At 60.5% G+C, this 17,403-nt stretch carries 18 protein-coding genes; 2 read left to right on the top strand and 16 right to left on the bottom strand.

Annotation, left to right across the window (positions count from 1 at the left end):
* Positions 1-11: 11 nt before the first annotated feature.
* From LCH65_RS14880 to LCH65_RS14855, 6 genes are all read right to left on the bottom strand, one after another.
* Positions 12-1,184, bottom strand: a complete 1,173-nt coding sequence (locus tag LCH65_RS14880; protein ID WP_226439655.1) for an SfnB family sulfur acquisition oxidoreductase — start codon at positions 1,182-1,184, stop codon at positions 12-14.
* 538 nt (positions 1,185-1,722) lie between these two features.
* A complete protein-coding gene (locus LCH65_RS14875; protein WP_024661618.1) occupies positions 1,723-2,442 on the bottom strand; it encodes a hypothetical protein in 720 nt (239 codons plus the stop codon).
* A gap of 577 nt (positions 2,443-3,019) precedes the next feature.
* Positions 3,020-3,763, bottom strand: coding sequence for an L-cystine ABC transporter ATP-binding protein TcyN (gene tcyN, locus LCH65_RS14870; protein ID WP_004409156.1), 744 nt, complete (start codon positions 3,761-3,763; stop codon positions 3,020-3,022).
* 3 nt (positions 3,764-3,766) lie between these two features.
* Positions 3,767-4,435 carry a cystine ABC transporter permease gene (tcyL, locus tag LCH65_RS14865; protein WP_003341471.1) on the bottom strand — a complete coding sequence of 223 codons (669 nt, stop codon included), beginning with the start codon at positions 4,433-4,435 and terminating at the stop codon, positions 3,767-3,769.
* Entirely contained in the window at positions 4,432-5,229 is a 798-nt protein-coding gene (gene tcyJ, locus LCH65_RS14860; protein WP_003432330.1) for a cystine ABC transporter substrate-binding protein, read from the bottom strand. The genes tcyL and tcyJ overlap by 4 nt, the downstream gene beginning before the upstream one ends.
* 220 nt (positions 5,230-5,449) lie before the next feature.
* The gene (locus LCH65_RS14855) at positions 5,450-6,448 is read right to left on the bottom strand and encodes a D-cysteine desulfhydrase (RefSeq protein WP_226439584.1); all 999 of its coding nucleotides are present in this window, start codon (positions 6,446-6,448) and stop codon (positions 5,450-5,452) included.
* A 197-nt stretch (positions 6,449-6,645) separates the two neighbouring features.
* Between LCH65_RS14855 and epsC the strand changes: the two genes are divergently transcribed.
* On the top strand, positions 6,646-7,599 hold the full coding sequence (epsC, locus tag LCH65_RS14850; RefSeq protein WP_003432332.1) for a serine O-acetyltransferase EpsC: 954 nt from the start codon (positions 6,646-6,648) through the stop codon (positions 7,597-7,599).
* Between the two features lie 12 nt (positions 7,600-7,611).
* On the opposite strand, the gene LCH65_RS14845 is transcribed toward epsC, so the two are convergent.
* The 6 genes from LCH65_RS14845 to hutC form a co-directional block, all read right to left on the bottom strand.
* Positions 7,612-8,319, bottom strand: a complete 708-nt coding sequence (locus LCH65_RS14845) for an anti-sigma factor (RefSeq protein ID WP_122265761.1) — start codon at positions 8,317-8,319, stop codon at positions 7,612-7,614.
* Positions 8,316-8,882 (bottom strand): sigma-70 family RNA polymerase sigma factor, encoded by a 567-nt coding sequence (locus tag LCH65_RS14840; RefSeq protein WP_003365926.1) that lies wholly within the window; start codon positions 8,880-8,882, stop codon positions 8,316-8,318. The genes LCH65_RS14845 and LCH65_RS14840 overlap by 4 nt, the downstream gene beginning before the upstream one ends.
* Before the next feature lie 104 nt (positions 8,883-8,986).
* On the bottom strand, positions 8,987-9,520 hold the full coding sequence (locus LCH65_RS14835) for a DUF3455 domain-containing protein (protein ID WP_003365928.1): 534 nt from the start codon (positions 9,518-9,520) through the stop codon (positions 8,987-8,989).
* 104 nt (positions 9,521-9,624) lie between these two features.
* A complete protein-coding gene (gene nhaA / locus LCH65_RS14830; RefSeq protein ID WP_003432334.1) occupies positions 9,625-10,800 on the bottom strand; it encodes a Na+/H+ antiporter NhaA in 1,176 nt (391 codons plus the stop codon).
* Between the two features lie 49 nt (positions 10,801-10,849).
* The gene (locus LCH65_RS14825) at positions 10,850-11,446 is read right to left on the bottom strand and encodes a HutD family protein (protein WP_003432335.1); all 597 of its coding nucleotides are present in this window, start codon (positions 11,444-11,446) and stop codon (positions 10,850-10,852) included.
* Positions 11,443-12,153 carry a histidine utilization repressor gene (gene hutC / locus LCH65_RS14820; RefSeq protein WP_161420743.1) on the bottom strand — a complete coding sequence of 237 codons (711 nt, stop codon included), beginning with the start codon at positions 12,151-12,153 and terminating at the stop codon, positions 11,443-11,445. Before hutC ends, LCH65_RS14825 begins: the two co-directional genes overlap by 4 nt.
* Positions 12,154-12,357: 204 nt before the next feature.
* Between hutC and LCH65_RS14815 the strand changes: the two genes are divergently transcribed.
* Complete coding sequence (locus LCH65_RS14815) at positions 12,358-13,722, top strand: formimidoylglutamate deiminase (RefSeq protein ID WP_003365936.1); 1,365 nt, start codon at positions 12,358-12,360, stop codon at positions 13,720-13,722.
* A gap of 88 nt (positions 13,723-13,810) precedes the next feature.
* Here LCH65_RS14815 and LCH65_RS14810 read toward each other — a convergent pair whose 3' ends face one another.
* From LCH65_RS14810 to LCH65_RS14795, 4 genes are all read right to left on the bottom strand, one after another.
* On the bottom strand, positions 13,811-14,389 hold the full coding sequence (locus tag LCH65_RS14810) for a lipocalin family protein (protein WP_003432336.1): 579 nt from the start codon (positions 14,387-14,389) through the stop codon (positions 13,811-13,813).
* 3 nt (positions 14,390-14,392) lie between these two features.
* Positions 14,393-14,647, bottom strand: coding sequence for an outer membrane protein assembly factor BamE (gene bamE / locus LCH65_RS14805; RefSeq protein ID WP_003403102.1), 255 nt, complete (start codon positions 14,645-14,647; stop codon positions 14,393-14,395).
* A 251-nt stretch (positions 14,648-14,898) separates the two neighbouring features.
* Positions 14,899-15,909, bottom strand: a complete 1,011-nt coding sequence (locus LCH65_RS14800; RefSeq protein WP_003341445.1) for a class 1 fructose-bisphosphatase — start codon at positions 15,907-15,909, stop codon at positions 14,899-14,901.
* A 134-nt stretch (positions 15,910-16,043) separates the two neighbouring features.
* Positions 16,044-17,393 carry a DUF3999 domain-containing protein gene (locus tag LCH65_RS14795; protein WP_226439654.1) on the bottom strand — a complete coding sequence of 450 codons (1,350 nt, stop codon included), beginning with the start codon at positions 17,391-17,393 and terminating at the stop codon, positions 16,044-16,046.
* Positions 17,394-17,403 lie beyond the last annotated feature (10 nt).

Here is a 17,403-nt window from a genome sequence, read left to right as displayed (position 1 = left end):
AGTGGTCTGGTTCAGATCCAGGAATGGCGAGCAGGCAGGGTGCCGTTCAAATGCCACGTGCCGACCGCGTGGTATTTCCAGCGCACCGGGTCATGCAGGGTGTGGACGCGCGCGTTGCGCCAGTGGCGGTCGAGATTGAACTCGGCCAGGGTCGCGCGGCTACCGGCCAGTTCGAACAGCTTCTCGCTGGCCAGCAGCGAGATCTCGGTGGTCAGGACTTTGGCCCGCGCCACTGCAATGGAGGCGCGGGCTGCCGATTGCTCATCGATAGGCGCAGCGCTGATTTCGTCGAGTTCCTGGCCCGCCTTGCGCAGCAGCGCTTCTGCGGCGTGCAGTTCGAGTTTCAGCTTGCCGATGTCGGCGATCACATAGAGGTCATCGCTGGCGCGCTCGACGTTGGCGTCGATCCACGGACGGGATTTCTCGCGTACAAAAGCTATCGCATCGTCGATGGCCCCGCGCGCTATGCCCGCATCGATGGCGGCCTGGATCAGTTGCGAAACGGCACCCTGAATGTTCGGCGTCAGGGACAGGCGCCAGTTATCGACCACCAGCCCGGCGTCCACCGGCACGTTGTCGAGCTGCACCGTGCCGCTGGCGGTGGTGCGCTGGCCAAAGCCCGACCAGTCATCAACGATGCGCAGGCCCGGTGTGCCCCGCTGGACGAAGGCCATGATCTGCCGTCCCTGGTCATCCAGCGCCTTGACGGCAACCCAATGCGCGAACAACGCGCCGGTGGAGTAGAACTTCTGTCCGGTGATGGCCAGGCGGTCGCCATTGGCGGTGATCCGTGCCTTGAGTTCCAGTGTGTTTTTGGTGCCGCGCTCGGGCCCGGCGTTGCCGATGCGCCAACCGTCCAGCACGCTCTGGAACAGTGTTTTCTTCTGTTGCTCGGTGGCGCTGCCCTGCAGCAGATGCAGAATGCCGAACTGGTTTTGCGGAATTTGTCCCAGTGCCGGGTCGGCAGCAGAAATGATCCGGAAGACTTCAGCCACTGTGACGAACGATACTTGCGGGCCGCCGTATGCGCGCGGGACGGAAATACTGCCCAGTCCGCTGCGAGTGAACTGTTCGATTTCAGCCCATGGCAAGGCACGTTGTCTGTCACGATTGGCAGCATTGATCTGTGCGGCTGCGGCCAGTTCATGGGCTGCTGCAATGGCTTGCGCGTCGTTTTGCAACACGGTGGCCTTCAGCAGGCGGGGAGCAGCGTCAGGCTCTTGTGAAGCCTCGACGCGTTGGGTCGCTACCGTCGCCGGATCAGACTCGCGTCGCTCACCGTCAATCGATACGACCCTGGGTTTATCCACAGGGGTAGTTGTGAAAGGGACCATCGGAACCTCGTAGCAGTAGGCCGCATCAGGTGCGGCTGGAAAACATCACGATGTCCGGTGGTCCGGTGCATATACCCTAAGCGTGTATAAAAGTTTTTAAAACGTGCTTTTTGGAATAAGCATAGACAGTTATTGTCAGTCGCCAATGCCGCTTCATATCCTCACCTCGCGTAACGCACGATGTTAGACGTCTGCGCAGAGCCAAGTACGGATGAAACACGGCGTATGCCGGAGCGACGTTGAACTTTCTTACACGCGTGGCCAATGTTTAATGCAGGTAATGAGCGTGAATAACTAACGCTTCGTTTTTAGAATGGTCCGTGCGGTGTTGTCCATTGAACAGTATTGTCGAGTGATGCGGTTTGTCCGACTTGCCGTCGTCAGGCATTCAATGGCCCAGCGGTTGGATCCTTATTATTCGGGGTGGCGCCCAGAGCGAGTTGTTGCCCACCCGGTCGATAACACAGTAACTCACTTCCAGCCGTTGTTCGTCTCCGCCTTCGCGTATCAACTCAGGCGGTACGACCAGGTCGACCGGCTCACCGATATCGTCGGCAGTGAGCGGCGGCAGGTCCATGCGCAGATCACCCCAGCGCACGGTGATCTCGTCGTGAACAGCCATGTTCAGATAAGGCTCGATGGTCATCGGCAAGCCGCCTTCCAGGTGCCTGCGCGAGAGTCCGTGGCGTATGACCGATGGCGCAACATAGAGTGGCGCCAGCCCCTGGTTTTCTTCCGTGTTGGCGCTGACCAGCCGCCCTCCCGGTGCGTTCAGCTTGACCCATAGCTTGCGGCAGGGCGAGGTCACAGGCACTCCGCCTATCTTCATGACCCGGTAGTAAGTCCTCGCCTTGCCATTCTGCAGAAAACTTTCCGGCACACGTAGGACGACAGGCTTGCCGACGTCGGATGCCTTCAAAATTGTTGACGCGACGTAACAGCCGTCCCAGAACAGTTCGATCAGATCGCCCTCTTCCATGCTGCCATAGGGTTCAACATGAACAACGAGTTGAGAGGCGTTCCTCACGCCTATGCCATGTCGGCTGGCCAGCGGAACAGAAGGGATAGGCAAGCCCAAGGGGCTGGCGTTGCAAGTATTTTGACGCATGTCGGGGTACTCCAGATAATCAATAGTTCAAGTAAAGAATCGTCATAAGTTGTCATGTTCAAGTAATGAAGTGTGCGTTTCAGGCAGGGGGATAATTACCTTAAATATCCAAGCTATGGCAAACATTACAAACGGTATTAAAGGTGTGCTTGAAACTTTACTGCCCCACTGAAATGCGTGAAGTAGGTGAGCTAATGGGCTTTGCGGGAACTTGTCAATGTGCGAAGTGCATTTAAGGACTGTTTACTTGAAAACCGGATACTTCCTACGCTGTGTGTTTGGAACCGTTGACTCCTCACGAAACAACCGTCCTACCACAAAGTATCAATGGCAACAGGCCGTAACCGACAGCAGAGTGTCCGGAAGGAAAAGTCTGGCAACACGGACGCGCAGTGGCGCGCCCGGCTACGAATCAAGGAGCAGGAAGGACGTGGGCTAATTTTATTATTTCGATGATTTTTCGGGAAATTACGCGGGAATTCAGCAAGGATATTGAACGATTAGTCCTTCCGGAAATGTAAGAAAAAAGCAGCGCCGCTGGATGGACGCTGCTTTTTGCAGATGCTGATCGTCCTGATCAGGAGCGGGTACGCTCAAGAAACTGCCTGGTGCGTTCTTCTTTCGGGTTGGCGAACAGCGCCTTGGCTTCGCCTTGCTCCACGATCACTCCCTTGTCGATGAAGATCACCCGGTTGGCGACGTCCCGGGCAAAGCTCATCTCGTGAGTGACGATGACCATGGTGCGGTTCTCTTCAGCCAGCGCGCGGATGGTGGTCAGCACCTCGCCGACCAGCTCCGGGTCCAGAGCCGAGGTCGGCTCGTCGAACAGGATCACTTGCGGCTCCATCGCCAGCGCCCGTGCAATCGCCACGCGCTGTTGCTGCCCGCCGGAAAGGCGTCGCGGGTAAGCGTCTTCCTTGCCGCTCAGGCCGACCTTGGCGAGCAGCTTTCTGCCCAGCGCCTCGGCGGCTTCGCGGGCCACCTTCTTGACCACCACCGGACCTTCGATGACATTTTCCAGTGCGGTGCGATGCGGAAACAGATTGAAGTTCTGAAACACGAACCCGACCTGCTGACGCAACTGGCGGATCAACCCCTGTTGCTGGTTCATGGAGCGGGTGCCATCAATCTCGATGTCACCGACCTTGATCCTGCCGCTGTCAGGCGTTTCCAGCAGATTCAGGCAGCGCAGCAGGGTGGTCTTGCCCGAGCCGCTGGGCCCGATGATGGCCACCACTTCCCCGGCTTCGATACGCAGATCAATGCCCTTGAGCACCTCATTGCCCTTGAATGCCTTGGTGAGTTTTTCAACCACTATCATGTGTCAGGTCTCCAGATCGTGCCGGTTGACCCTGGCTTCCAGCTTGTTTTGCAGGTGCGAGAGCGCCGTGGCAAGGATCCAGTAGATCAGTGCAGCGGCCAGGTACATGGTGAAAATTTCGAAGGTGCGTGCGGTGATCAACTGCGCCTGACGGAACAGCTCCGGCACCTGGATGGTGGCTGCCAGCGCCGTGTCCTTGACCAGCGAGATGAAGCTGTTGCCCAGTGGCGGCAATGCGGTGCGTGCGGCCTGCGGGAGGATCGCCCGACGCATGGTCTGCCAGCGGGTCATGCCGATACTGGCCGCGGCTTCCCACTGGCCGCGCTCCACCGAACTGATGGCCGCGCGCAGGATTTCGCAGGCGTAAGCGGCCATGTTCAGGGAAAAACCGATCAGCGCAGCGCTCAGCGGTTCGAGCTGGATACCCAGCTCCGGCAGGCCGTAATAAATCACGAACAGCTGCACCAGCAAGGGCGTGCCGCGAAAGAACGACACGTAGATGCGTGCTATCCAGTTCACCGGTTTGATGCGCGAGAGGCGCATCAAGGCCAGGCCGAAGCCCAGCAGCAAACCGAAAAACATCCCGCCAATACTGAGGAAGACGGTGTAGTACGCGCCCTTGAGGAGGAAGGGCGCGGAGTCCAGCGCGAGCTGAAGGCTCTCTTCAATCATTTGGTGACGTCAGCGTTGAAGTACTTTTCCGACAATTTCTTCAGCGTACCGTCGGCACGCAGCTTGTCGATGGCCTTGTCGATGGCCGCCAGCAATTCAGGCTCGCCTTTGCGCAGGGCAATGCCCGATTCCTGGCGGGAGAATGCGTCGCCTGCAGGGACGAGTTTGTTTTTCGTTTTGGCAGCCATTTCCAGGGCGGCCAGACGGTCAACGAGGATCGCATCGATACGACCTACACTCAGGTCCTGGATCTTGCTCGGGTCATCGTCATAGGTTTTGACGATCGCGCCCGGAACGTTCGCCTTGAGCCATTCCTCGTAGTTGGTGCCCAGGCCCACACCGACCTTCTTGCCGGTCAGGTCTGTGGCTGTCTTGATCTTGTCTTCGTTCGTCTTCAGAACCAGCGCCTGAATGCCGGACACGGTGTAGGGCTCGGAGAAGTCGTACTTCTTCTTGCGCTCGTCGGAGATGGTCACCTGGTTGATCACCACATCCAGACGCTTGGAGTCCAGAGCGGCCAGGATGCCATCCCATTTCGACGGCTGGATCTTGGCCTTCACGCCCAGTTCCTTGGCCAGCGCTTCGGAAAACTCGACTTCGAAGCCGGTGAGCTTGCCGCTCTCATCGACGAAGCTGAACGGTGGGTAAGTGCCTTCCAGGCCTACATTGAGCGTACCGCTGTCCTTGATTTTCTGCAGTTGCTCGCCAGCCATGGCTTGCCCGGCGATACCGGCATTGAGCATCAAGCCCATTGCCGAGAAAAGAAACGTACGACGAATAGCGGAAATGTTCATGCAAGCCCCTTGTTGGTGTGGAAGTGTCTGGCCATTTTCTGACCCGACTCAAGCAACTTCGTGCTGATTATTCAGCTTTTTTTCAGGCAGTTACGTCAGGTGTAAGGTTAAGCGTTGTGGTCTGCCGGGCGCGACTATATAGCCATCAGCTTATGAGGAAAAATAACAAAAAAAGTTATTTTCCCTCCACAAAAGCATAAAGGACCCGTTGGCTGAAACGTCACTGGTCGAACGCATCCGGATAGGCAAACAGCGCTGGCGCACCGCCGGTGTGCAGAAAGATCAGTGGGCCGTCGTTAAAGCGTTGACGACCGATACCATCGAGCAGACCGGACATGGCCTTGCCGGTGTAGACCGGGTCGAGCAACAGCCCTTCGTGGCTGGCCGCCAGCTTGATGGCTGACAGCGTGCCGGCATTCGGTTCGCCATACCGTGGCGCGAAATACTCATCCCACAGTTCGACCTTGAAGTGTTGGGGCAACGGAGCGCCGAGCAACTCTGCGGTGCGCTCGGCCAGGCCCTGAACCTTGGGCAACTGTGCTTCTTCACTGCGCGACACGGTCACGCCGATGACCGGCAATTGCGGCAGCTCGTGAGCCAGAGCCAGCGCCAGACCGCTGTGCGTGCCGGCACTGCCGGAGGCCAGAACGACGGCCGCAAACTCGATGCCGGTCTGCTTGATCTGCTCGGCCAGTTCCAGCCCCGCGCGCACATAACCCAGCGCCCCCACCGGGCTCGAGCCACCGATGGGCACCAGATAAGGCTTTTTGCCGCTGGAACGCAGGCGTGCTGCCAGGGCGTGCAGTTGCTCGTCGGCGTTGTCGAGGTTTTCCACCAGCTCGACCTTGGCATCGAACAGCTCCAGCAGCAGGCGGTTGCCGTTTTTCAGGTAACTGGGGTCTTCGGTGCCGATGGGGTTTTCCAGCAGCGCCACACAGCCCAGGCCCAGGCGCGCGGCCAGCGCTGCGGTCTGGCGGACATGGTTGGACTGGATGGCCCCGGCGGTGATCAGTGTGTCGGCACCCTGGGCCAGCGCATCGGCGGCCAGGTACTCGAGTTTGCGCACCTTGTTGCCGCCCAGGGCCAGCGTCGTGGTGTCATCCCGCTTGATGTAGATATCACGATCTGCCCAGACCGACAGGCGCTCGAGCTTTTCCAGAGCCGTTGGCGCGCTGATCAGGTCCAGGCGATTGAAGCGGGCAAGCTGATTTTTGATCATGGTGGTCGATAAGCCGTGTAAAGAGTCAGCGGACTATAGGCAGACGTTTCTCGCACGGCAACTTATCTGTGCGCACGGCTCTCTTCGCGTATTCCGACAGAAATTGTTGTTTTTTTCGTCTGAATGTTTGCCGTAGAGTGGCAACAGCAGCGGCCCGTACTGTCGGTCGCCACCCTTTACATCAAGGAGAGTCAAGCGTGAGCGATATTCCAGAAGCGTCCGCCGACGGCCGCTCCAGCCACTGGCAGTTGCAGCGCATCGTCAGCCAGTTGCGCAGCGCGCGTGAAGACTGGCGGGCTCGCAACAGGCGAGTGAGCGGTGAACACGGTGGGCGTGAGCTGCCTTCGCGTGCGGCCATGGGCGAGATTCTTGAAGCCTTGAGCGGCGCACTGTTCCCGATGCGCCTGGGCCCGGTGGACCTGCGTGAGGAAAGCGAGGACTTCTATGTCGGCCATACGCTGGATGTGGCGCTCAACGCACTGCTGGCTCAGGCCCGGCTTGAATTGCGCTATGTGGCCCATCAGCAGGGCGGTGACCTGAAGAGCATCGATGCGCGAGCACTCGAGCTGATCCAGGGTTTCGCCATGGCCCTGCCGGGTATTCGTCTGTTGCTGGACACCGACGTGCTGGCCGCCTATCACGGCGACCCTGCGGCGCGCAGTGTCGATGAAGTGCTGCTGTGCTATCCCGGCATTCTGGCGGTGATCCACCATCGGCTGGCGCATTATCTGTATCGCGCCGGCTTGCCGTTGCTGGCGCGTATCAGCTCGGAAATCGCCCATTCGGCGACCGGTATCGATATTCATCCGGGTGCGCAGATCGGCCCGAGCTTCTTTATCGATCACGGAACAGGCGTGGTGATTGGCGAAACCGCGATCATCGGCGAGCGGGTGCGGATCTATCAGGCCGTGACCCTGGGCGCCAAGCGCTTCCCGTCGGACGAGGACGGTCAGTTGCAGAAAGGCCACGCACGGCATCCAATCGTTGAAGACGACGTGGTGATCTACGCGGGTGCGACCATTCTGGGTCGCATCACCATCGGCAAGGGTTCGACCATCGGCGGCAATGTCTGGCTGACGCGCAGCGTACCGGCAGACTGCAACCTGACCCAGGCCAACCTGCTGCAACAGGACGACTGCAGCCGCAAGTAGGCGACCTTCGCGTCAGATCACCTTCACCGCCCGGCCGATGAACTGAATCGGCCCGGTGGGTTTGCCGATTGGCGAGCCAGTGGATTTCTCCAGTGTCAGCTCGAACAACTGGTTGGGTTGCAGCGGCGGCAGTTTATCCAGCGGCACATGCAGGCTCTCTCCCGGCTTGACCAGCCCAAGCGAAACCGGGCCTTGCCAGTCGTCACCCTTGGTCCAGAACTCCAGCGCCTTGTCGGTCGGAACCTCGAACACGCCCAGCGGGATAAGCTGTATTTCCTGCGAGTTACTGGCCTGCACGACCCAGCCGGGAGCCTTGTCCTGCGGTCCTACGAGGACCACCAGATAAGACGGTTGCGCCGGTGCGCGGGTCAGCAGCGTCATGCCCAGTACCAGTGAAGCAGCCAGGCCTGCTCCGGCCAGGCCGCGCCAGATCGACAGATTGTCCCACCAGCGAACGCGCGGTCTTTGCGGCGTGCTGGCAGGCGCGGTCATGTCCAGCAGGTTACGTTCGATACGATCCCACAGGCCGGGCGAGGGCATCACCGGTTCGGCCAGTTCGGTCAGGGGCAGCAGACGCTGTTCCCAGGCATCGACGGCGGCCTGCAGGTCGGGCTCGCGCGACAGGCGACGCTCTACCTCGAGCCGTTTCTGCGCCGATAGCGTGCCGAGTACATACTCGCCCGCCAGCTCGTGAATGTTGTCGTCTAAAGGCCGGGTCATCCCATGCACTCCCGCAAAGCCGTCAGGCTACGCTTGATCCAGGCTTTGACCGTCCCCAATGGCGCGCCAATTTTCTGCGCGATTTCCTGATGCGAATAACCGTCCACGTACGCGTGAAAAACACAGTTGCGTCTTACCGGCTCCAGCTGCTCCAGGCATGACGTGATCCGTCCTGGATTGACCTGCCAATCGAAGGCATCGCCGATTTCCTGCCAGCCTTCCAGTGTCGCCTGTTCATGATGATCTTCACTGCCGTCGTCCTCGACACGCACTTCGCGAGCCGTGTTGCGCAATGTGTTGAGCGCCAGGTGGCGGGTCACGCTGAAGATCCAGCCACGTGCCGAACCACGCGAGGCATCGAAGCTGGCCGCGTGGGACCAGATTTTCAGGAACGCGTCATGCACGATGTCTTCGGCCAGCGCGCGGTCACGCACCAAGCGCTGAGCGACGCCGAGCAACCGGGCGCTTTCCTGTTGATAGAGACGCTGCAAGGCCTGCTTTTCACCGCGAGCGCAGGCCTGCAACGTCGCTTCGTAATCAAAGAGAGATTCGTGCGAAGACAAGATGATCCGCCATCAATGGAAGACTACTGCCTCGTTGACATCACGAGGCTCCCGCGCAGCAGCATAGACCACTGGCTGCGCAGTCACCCGGTGAATGATGGCTATCAGCTTGCAGTCCAGAACAGGTAGTCGGCCTGATACTTGACCACTTCCTTCGCGCCCTTGTTGCTCTCTGCGCAGGCTTTGGCCGGGGCAACGCCGCCTTTCAGGGCTACACGCTGAATGTACGTGACGCCGGTCATTGCGCCCTTGCCTTCGGCCGGGTTGGCCTTGACCAGCTGGTACGGCAGGTTGCCAGCGCTCGAAGGGGCCACGGCGACTTGAGTGCCGGTTATTTTGGAACCGTCTTTGGCTTCCCAGGTGGCAGGTGGGCCGTAGTAGGTGCCGACCTGTTTGCCGCTCTTGTCGTTGAGCACTGCTTTGGGACCGACGAACGCCCACTCCATTTCGTTGGGCATGTTGGCCTTGGCGCGGCACTCGTAGGTGATCTCGCCAACCCCGGTGGTTTGCATGCCGACCTTGTTGCCAGCCGGCACACGGACGCTTTCGGGGAGGTCGGTCTGAGCCATGGCAACAGACGACAGGCAAGTGAAGGCCAGAGTAGTACCAGCAAGGCAGAGCAAGCGTTTTGCGTTCATGCAGAAATCTCCAGAAGGTTTAACCGCGCTCAGCAACTCGAAGTGGCTGCTGAATGTACTACCCGCGAGAAACCCATCTGGATGCAGTGATTTGAAAATATTTTTCAGCGCCGGCTGAAACGGCTGCGCAGCAGCACAATCCCGGCAATCGCGGCCAGACCCGAGCCGATCAGTACGCCGACCTTCACCTCGTCGATCAGGTGTTGCGAGCCGGGGAACGCCAAGTTGCCGATGAACAGGCTCATGGTGAAACCGATGCCGCACAGAATCGCCACGCCGTACAGTTGCACCCAGTTGCTGCCCTCCGGCAACACCGCCAGCCCGGCGCGTATGGCCAGCACGGCGGCGAGAAACACGCCGATCTGCTTGCCCACGAACAGCCCCAGCGCAACGCCCAGCGGCACAGGATCGACCAGGTTGCCCAGGGTAATGCCGGCCAGCGACACGCCCGCATTGGCAAAACCAAAGATCGGCACCACGGCGAAGGCCACCCAGTAGTGCATCTTTTCTTCGAGGAACAGCAGCGGCGAGCGGGCTTCTTCCTCGGGCTTGCCCATCGGGATGCACAGCGCCAGGGCGACACCGGCCAGCGTGGCGTGTACGCCCGATTGCAGGACGAAGAACCACAGCAGCGCGCCGAGCAGCAGATAGGGCAACAGACGGCGCACGTTCAAACGATTCATGACGATCAGCACCGCCAAGGTCACGAAAGCGGCTGCCAGCATCGGCAGGTTCAGACCGGAGCTGTAGAAGAAGGCGATGATCGTCACGGCGCCCAGATCGTCGAGGATCGCCAGCGCGGCCAGAAACACCTTCAGCGAGGTCGGCACCCGGTTGCCGAGCAGCGACAGCACGCCGAGAGCAAAGGCGATGTCGGTGGCTGCCGGGATCGCCCAGCCGCTCAGGGTCTGCGGATTGCCCCAATTGATCGCGATGTAGATCAGCGCAGGCACGAGCATGCCGCCTGCCGCTGCAAAGCCGGGCAGGGCTCGTTGCCCCCAGGTCGCCAGGCCTCCGGCGAGGACTTCACGTTTGATCTCCAGGCCGACCATCAGGAAGAAGATCGCCATCAGCCCGTCGTTGATCCACAGCTCGACCGAGAGGCCCAGCCAGACGCTGTGCAGGATCGAGAAATAGCCGGCAGAAAGAGGCGAGTTGGCAACGATCAATGCCGCCAGCGCAGCGGCCATCAACACGATGCCGCCAGCTGATTCGGAGGCGAGGAAGCGTGCGAGGACGGCAATGCCTCTGGGCGTTTCCCGGTTCGGAACTTGAGTCATGGTTGTCCTTGAAACGAAGCACTTTTTTATCGTAATGCCAGGAATGCGGTTACTGGCCTGTGGCAGTGAGCTCGATCAGGCAGCAACGGCTGGCGCGAGGCGATTGCAGTTCGACTTCGAGCAGACCGCCAGCATTGTCCACCTGAGCGCAATCGTGTTTGCCAAGAATTTCCCACGGCTGGCTGTCGACGCTGATCGCCACTTGCTCGGCCATACTGAACAGCACCAGGGTACTGGCAGAACTGAACAGGCGTTGCGGGTGACGCACGTCTATCCAGTGCAGACGTGCAGTGTAGCGGTGTGAGGCGTAGATCAGGTTGAAATCGCGAATCGGCCCGTCCAGCAAGGTGCAATTGACCTGGCTGTCACCGCTGAATGCGAACGGGTCCGATGGCAGCAGCGGACGACTGCTCAGACCATCCACGTCCAGCGTCATGCCCGTGCCCTGCAGGACGGTGATGATGCGTTGATAACCGGCGAACACCGAAAAGCCGCCCGAGGTTTCGATGTCGGCAATCGACAGCCGCCAACCGAAACCGTCCAGATCCTGGCCAGCGTCGCGAGCGATCTCTTCCGTGCTGCCACCGCCGTTTTTCCACGGCATGCGCGGGTAGTCGACGGCGCGCAAAATGCGGGTCTGGCTCATTTGGTAAAGCGTCCTTCCAGGCGATGACGGGAGCCGGGGTGGATCAGGCGCGCAGCGGTAACCGGCTGACGACCAGACCAGGTCCGACGGCGAATCAGCAGGCAGGGCTCCCCCGCCTCAATCTGCAACAGCCTGCATTCATCGGCTTCGGCGAGAATCGCCTCGACCACATGCTCGCCTTCGGTGAGCGGCGCAACCTGCGAGAGGTAGGCGTAAGGCGTCTGCAGGGTAAAGTCCTGCCGGAGGTAGTCCGGAGCGACCTGGGCGTTCACGAAGCGGTCCTCGATCTGCACCGGAATGTCATTCTCGTAATGCACGATCAGCGAGTGGAAAACCCGCTGGCCTTCGCGCATGTCCAGCGCCAGGGCGCGCTCGGAGCCAGCGGCTTCCTCCTTGAGGACCATGACCTTGCAAGTGTGGCGATGGCCGCGCGCGGCAATCTCGTCGGCAATGTTATGCACTTCGAACAGCGCCGACTGGCTCTTGGGCTCGGCGACAAAGGTGCCGACGCCCTGCATGCGCACCAGCAGGCCCTCGGCGGTCAGCTCGCGCAGTGCCCGGTTTATGGTCATGCGGCTGAAGCCCAGTTGCGTCACCAGTTCGCTTTCCGACGGCACACGGTGATGCGGCGGCCAGGTGCCGTTCTGAATCTGCAGAGCGATCATCTGTTTCACGCGGGCGTACAAGGGTGCGGGACTTTCGCCCATCTGGGCTGCCAGGGAAGAAGCGGCGGGCGGAGTCGACACGTGGGAGTCCTTGTTGTTCGAGACGGTGTTTTCGAGCGCATTCAGACGCTGCAAAGCGCTCACGCTAACCATTAACCTGCTGCTCGGCAAGCGTGCAGGCGGTTTACCGGTCGCTGAAACGTCTGTATATGTATATACAAATTACAGTGATGAGGTGTGAAGTCAATGTCAGCCTTCTTTGCCGAGCGCGCGTTACTCCCCGACGGCTGGGCCAGCAATGTGCGTCTGGAGGTCAGTCAGGACGGTATTTTGACCCGCGTCGAGGCCGATGCCGCTCAGCAGGGCGCCGAGAAAGTCAGCGGGCCTTTGCTGCCTGGCATGCCTAACCTGCACTCCCACGCGTTCCAGCGTGCAATGGCCGGGCTTGCGGAAGTGGCCGGCAACCCCAACGACAGTTTCTGGACCTGGCGCGATCTCATGTATCGCCTGGTGGGGCGCATCAGCCCGCAGCAGTTGGGCGTTATCGCTCGTCAGCTGTACATCGAGATGCTCAAGGGCGGCTACACCTCGGTGGCCGAATTTCATTACGTGCATCAGGACAGTGACGGCAAGCCCTATGCCGATCCTGCCGAGCTCGCGCTGCAGATCAGCCAGGCGGCCGGTTCGGTCGGTATCGGCCTGACCTTGCTGCCGGTGCTGTACAGCCATTCCGGCTTTGGCGGGCAGGCACCCAACGAAGGCCAGCGGCGTTTTATCCACAGCACCGACAGCTATCTGGATGTGCAGGCTCGTCTGCGTCCGGTTCTGGCGGCTCAGCCTGCCCAGCAACTCGGTCTTTGCTTCCACTCGCTGCGCGCGGTGACGCCGCAGCAGATCAGTGAGGTGCTGGCGGCCAGCGACCGGCAGTGTCCGGTGCATATTCATATCGCGGAGCAGCAGAAGGAGGTCGATGACTGCCTGAGCTGGAGCGGTCGGCGCCCGTTGCAATGGCTGTATGAAAACGTGCCTGTGGATAACCGCTGGTGCCTGGTCCATGCGACCCATGCCGAGGCGGATGAAGTGGCTCTGATGGCGCAAAGCGGCGCGGTGGCCGGGTTATGCCTGACCACCGAGGCCAACCTCGGCGACGGGATCTTTCCGGCAGTGGACTACATTGCTCAGGGCGGTCGCTGGGGGATCGGCTCGGACAGTCACGTCTCGCTCAGTGTGGTCGAGGAACTGCGCTGGCTGGAATACGGCCAGCGTCTGCGCGATCAGCGCCGCAACCGGCTGTATCGCAGCGATCAGCCCATGGTTGGCCGCACGCTATATGACGCTGCACTTGCCGGTGGCGCGCAGGCATTGGGGCAGCAGATTGGTACGCTGCAAGTGGGTCAACGCGCCGACTGGCTGGTGCTGGATGGCAATGACCCGTACATCGCCACGGCCTCGGAAGACGCCATCCTCAACCGCTGGCTGTTCGCCGGCAGCGACCGGCAGATCCGCGACGTGGCGGTCAACGGGCGATGGGTCATACGTGAGGGGCGACACGCCGCAGAACAACAAAGCAACCGCGAGTTCGCGCAGGTGTTGAGGGAATTGCTCGGCTGATGCAAGAGAGGACGCAGAGTGTCCAGACGGCGTGCCCACGTGGAGCATGGGCACGATAGTGTTCTTGCGGACGCTTGTTCCAGCCTGGTTACTTCTCGCCCTTGCCGATCTTCGAGTCATCCTCGCGCCAGATCAGGCGTGAGGTGTCGTAGCCTTGCTGGCGGGCCTTGCTCAGCATGTCTTCCCTGACCGATGCGGAGACGGTCGGTGTACGCGACAGCAGCCACAGGTATTTGCGATCCGGGTTGCCGACCACGGCGGTACGGTAGCCTTCGCTGACGTCCAGAATCCAGTAATCACCCTTGGCGACGCTGGGCAGCAGGCGCGAGAACCAATTGTCGAACACAACCCACAGTTTGTCGGTCTTGCCCGCAACCTGCGGCGAAGCCGTACCCGTTGCTTCTTCCCACTTGCCTTCAATCGTGCGGCAGCGGTTGGTCACTGCGATGTTGCCGTCGTCCTTGAGCGTGTAACGCGCCTCGGACTGAGCGCACTTGCGCTGGAAAAACATCGGCAAGCGGGCGATCTCGTACCAGGTACCCTGATACTGCTTGAGGTCGACGTTACCTACAGTCTTTGGCTCGAGGTTGTCAGCCGAGTGGGCAAAACCGATGGCCAAAAAGCTGGCCATGACACAAATTCCAAAACGTACCAGTACCTTGATCATGGGTTATTTCAGACCCTGACCCGAGAACAGCACCACCTTGTCCGCTGCGTATTGCACGCTGATAAAGGTGTTCTGGTCGCCCCAGGTGCAGCTCGACATGCCCAAGGCACCGGAACATTCCGTCGGGCTGCCCAGCAAGGACTCGACTTGAGCCTTGGGCATGCCAGCGGACAGTTTGGAATAGTTTTCCTGAGTGATCTTGCTGCAGGCAGCCAGCAGGACGCAGAACGAGAGTAACGCGACAGAACGCAAGGACATGGATGTAGCTCCTGAACGGAAGGGGGTCGCGTCGCAGTGCAAGCCGGTGCAGTCTGGCGCTGGCGCAGTACCGCAAGCTTAGAAGAGAAAAAGGGACTCTGGTTCCCGGACGGCGCAAGGATTTGTGCCGAGGATCAGATAGTTGGCCCGCAGACGGGGCTGAGCGAATGGCTGACTGCTCGTGTTTCAGAGCATTGGCTCACTCGGCAGTGATCGAGCATGGCCCGATCACTACCGGTGCAGAAGGCGTCTTACGCCTTGTGATACGCGGTGGCACGCTCGACTTCTTCCTTGGAACCCAAGTACACCGCTACGCGCTGGTGCAGGCCTTCAGGCTGAATGTCGAGAATGCGCTGATGGCCGTCGGTGGACGCGCCGCCAGCCTGTTCTACCAGGAAGGACATCGGGTTGGCTTCGTACATCAGGCGCAGCTTGCCCGGCTTGGAAGGCTCGCGGCTGTCGCGCGGGTACATGAACAGGCCGCCACGGGTCAGGATACGGTGCACGTCGGCAACCATCGCCGCGACCCAGCGCATGTTGTAGTTCTTTTTCAGCGGACCGTCTTCACCGGCCAGCAGCTCGCTCACGTAGCGCTGTACCGGGGCTTCCCAGTGACGCTGGTTGGACATGTTGACCGCGAACTCCTGAGTGGACTCCGGGATGGTGATGTCTTCGTGAGTCAGCACGAAGCTGCCCATTTCACGGTCCAGGGTGAAGCCTTTCACGCCATCGCCCAGGGTCAGGACCAGCATGGTTTGCGGACCGTAGATGGCGTAACCGGCGGCGACCTGTTCGGTGCCTGGCTGCAGGAAGGCCTTTTCATTCAGCGCTTCGTTCTGGCTCAGGTATTCGTTCGGGCAGCGCAGTACCGAGAAGATCGTGCCGACCGGTGCGTTGATGTCGATGTTCGACGAGCCGTCCAATGGGTCGAAAACCAGCAGGTAGGCACCCTTCGGGTATTTGCCCGGGATCTGGTAGGCGTTGTCCATTTCTTCGGAAGCCATGCCGGCCAGGTGACCGCCCCATTCGTTGGCTTCGAGCAGAATCTCGTTGGAGATCACATCGAGCTTTTTCTGCACTTCGCCCTGCACGTTTTCGGTGCCCATGCTGCCCAGTACGCCACCCAGCGCGCCCTTGGAGACGGCGTGGCTGATTTCCTTGCATGCGCGCGCCACAACTTCGATCAGGAAGCGCAGATCGGCAGGGGTGTTGTTGCTGCGAGTCTGCTCAATCAAGTAACGACTTAGTGTAACGCGGGACATGGATAGCTCCGAAAATAGGGGGTATGAAAACCCGCGCAGTTTAACGCGAGTGGCGACGTAATACTGCTATGAGACTGGCTTAAGACTGTTTCAGTTCAGATGTCAGGCGAACCGCACCTGACAGGCCGCCCGTTTTAGCGTTTTGCAGCGCGCAGCGTGCTGAATGCCATCCAGCCAAGGAACACCACGCCAAGCAGCAGAAGGGCCCAAAGCCCCAGGCGTTTGAAGTCAGTAGTTTGTTGCACGGCGATCGGCGCAGCGGCCATGTTGGCCACGGTAGCCGTGGCCGGGCTTGCTGTGCCGAGAGTCGCGAGCTTCTCCGGGCTCAGGTCGGGAATCAGCGTGGCCAGCGACAGGTTGGCAGCCTTGACGCTTGGGTTGCCGATTGCCAGGGTGAAGGGCCCGTTACCGCGCGCCAGGAACACCACCTCCGTGGCAGGCACGGCCACACTCAACTGCGGCGCTTCACTGCCCAGTCCGCCGCCGCGATCATCCACCACCAGCTTGAGCTGCCGAACGATGCGTCCGGACAATTGCAACTGGTCCTGCAGGACATCGCTGTTGTTCTGCGACAACCGATACAGCAGGCCGCTGCTGATTGGCTGCCAGGGCTGCCCGGCATCGAGCCGGCCGTAGAGCGTCGCCGGTGCCAGGCTGTTGGGCTGGGTGATGTCGATCCTGACGCGGCCTATCGGCAAGCCGGTGGGCAGTTGCCAGACATACTCGTTGGGGCTTTCGACGCTGCCCTTGACCGGTGGCGACCAGGTCAGCGGCGTGGCTGGAGTGTCTCTGCTGGCACTCAGCAGGTGCGCAGAGATCAGCAGCGGCGCACTGTGCGGGGAATGCCACAGCAGGCGCAGATAGCGCGCGCTCTGGCCGGGCAGGCCGACTTCGCGCTGTTCGACCACTTCGTCGGCAAACGACAGCCGTGCAACCTGTCCCTCGCCCCAGTTGCGCCAGTGCTGCAGGTCATCACTGGCTTCGATGCTGAAGTTCTGGAAGCCCTCCCGCTCGGTGCTCCAGTCGATAACCAACTGCTCCAGCGGTGCCTTGATTGCGCTGGTGTCCAGCAACCAGCCGCGCAGCACTTCTTCGCCCGCTTCGATATCGCTTTGTGGCTGGACCTCGATCACGCTGCCGTTGCTGGAGCGCTCGATACGGATGACCGGCGCGGCGTCGGCTGATTCCTGTGTGCTGTACAGGGCGAACCAGTTGACCTCAATCGGCACCGGCTCTTGTTCGGGGGCGGGTTGGCGCGGCGTGATCGAGTAAGCCTGCGTCTGGCCCTCGGCATTGAACACACGTACATCGCTCAGATCGGTCTGCCGGGCATTCAACTGGACGGCAAGCGGCAACTCGATGCGATACCACGGCCCTTCGCCGCTCAGGCTCAGCGGCGTCTGGCTGGCAAAGTCCGCCGGTTTGTCCTGAGCGAGGGCGGTTATCGCCGTGCACAAGGCCAGGCCAAGCACGGCGATCTTCATGGCAGGATGA

Source organism: Pseudomonas sp. MWU16-30316 (assembly GCF_020515645.1).
Lineage (GTDB): Bacteria > Pseudomonadota > Gammaproteobacteria > Pseudomonadales > Pseudomonadaceae > Aquipseudomonas > Aquipseudomonas cerasi.
The sequence above is the reverse complement of the archived record's forward strand: the minus strand, read 5'-3'. Positions and strand labels throughout refer to the sequence as shown.

What these genes read in the sequence shown, in the direction of transcription:
- LCH65_RS14875 (WP_024661618.1), bottom strand. Translation starts at nt 2,442, where the DNA reads ATGCGTCAAAATACTTGCAACGCCAGCCCCTTGGGCTTGCCTATCCCT.
- tcyJ (WP_003432330.1), bottom strand. Translation starts at nt 5,229, where the DNA reads ATGAACATTTCCGCTATTCGTCGTACGTTTCTTTTCTCGGCAATGGGC.
- bamE (WP_003403102.1), bottom strand. Translation starts at nt 14,647, where the DNA reads ATGTCCTTGCGTTCTGTCGCGTTACTCTCGTTCTGCGTCCTGCTGGCT.
- LCH65_RS14855 (WP_226439584.1), bottom strand. Translation starts at nt 6,448, where the DNA reads ATGATCAAAAATCAGCTTGCCCGCTTCAATCGCCTGGACCTGATCAGC.
- nhaA (WP_003432334.1), bottom strand. Translation starts at nt 10,800, where the DNA reads ATGACTCAAGTTCCGAACCGGGAAACGCCCAGAGGCATTGCCGTCCTC.
- tcyN (WP_004409156.1), bottom strand. Translation starts at nt 3,763, where the DNA reads ATGATAGTGGTTGAAAAACTCACCAAGGCATTCAAGGGCAATGAGGTG.
- hutC (WP_161420743.1), bottom strand. Translation starts at nt 12,153, where the DNA reads ATGGGCGAAAGTCCCGCACCCTTGTACGCCCGCGTGAAACAGATGATC.
- LCH65_RS14810 (WP_003432336.1), bottom strand. Translation starts at nt 14,389, where the DNA reads ATGATCAAGGTACTGGTACGTTTTGGAATTTGTGTCATGGCCAGCTTT.
- LCH65_RS14800 (WP_003341445.1), bottom strand. Translation starts at nt 15,909, where the DNA reads ATGTCCCGCGTTACACTAAGTCGTTACTTGATTGAGCAGACTCGCAGC.
- LCH65_RS14835 (WP_003365928.1), bottom strand. Translation starts at nt 9,520, where the DNA reads ATGAACGCAAAACGCTTGCTCTGCCTTGCTGGTACTACTCTGGCCTTC.
- LCH65_RS14815 (WP_003365936.1), top strand. Translation starts at nt 12,358, where the DNA reads ATGTCAGCCTTCTTTGCCGAGCGCGCGTTACTCCCCGACGGCTGGGCC.
- LCH65_RS14795 (WP_226439654.1), bottom strand. Translation starts at nt 17,393, where the DNA reads ATGAAGATCGCCGTGCTTGGCCTGGCCTTGTGCACGGCGATAACCGCC.
- tcyL (WP_003341471.1), bottom strand. Translation starts at nt 4,435, where the DNA reads ATGATTGAAGAGAGCCTTCAGCTCGCGCTGGACTCCGCGCCCTTCCTC.
- LCH65_RS14825 (WP_003432335.1), bottom strand. Translation starts at nt 11,446, where the DNA reads ATGAGCCAGACCCGCATTTTGCGCGCCGTCGACTACCCGCGCATGCCG.
- LCH65_RS14845 (WP_122265761.1), bottom strand. Translation starts at nt 8,319, where the DNA reads ATGACCCGGCCTTTAGACGACAACATTCACGAGCTGGCGGGCGAGTAT.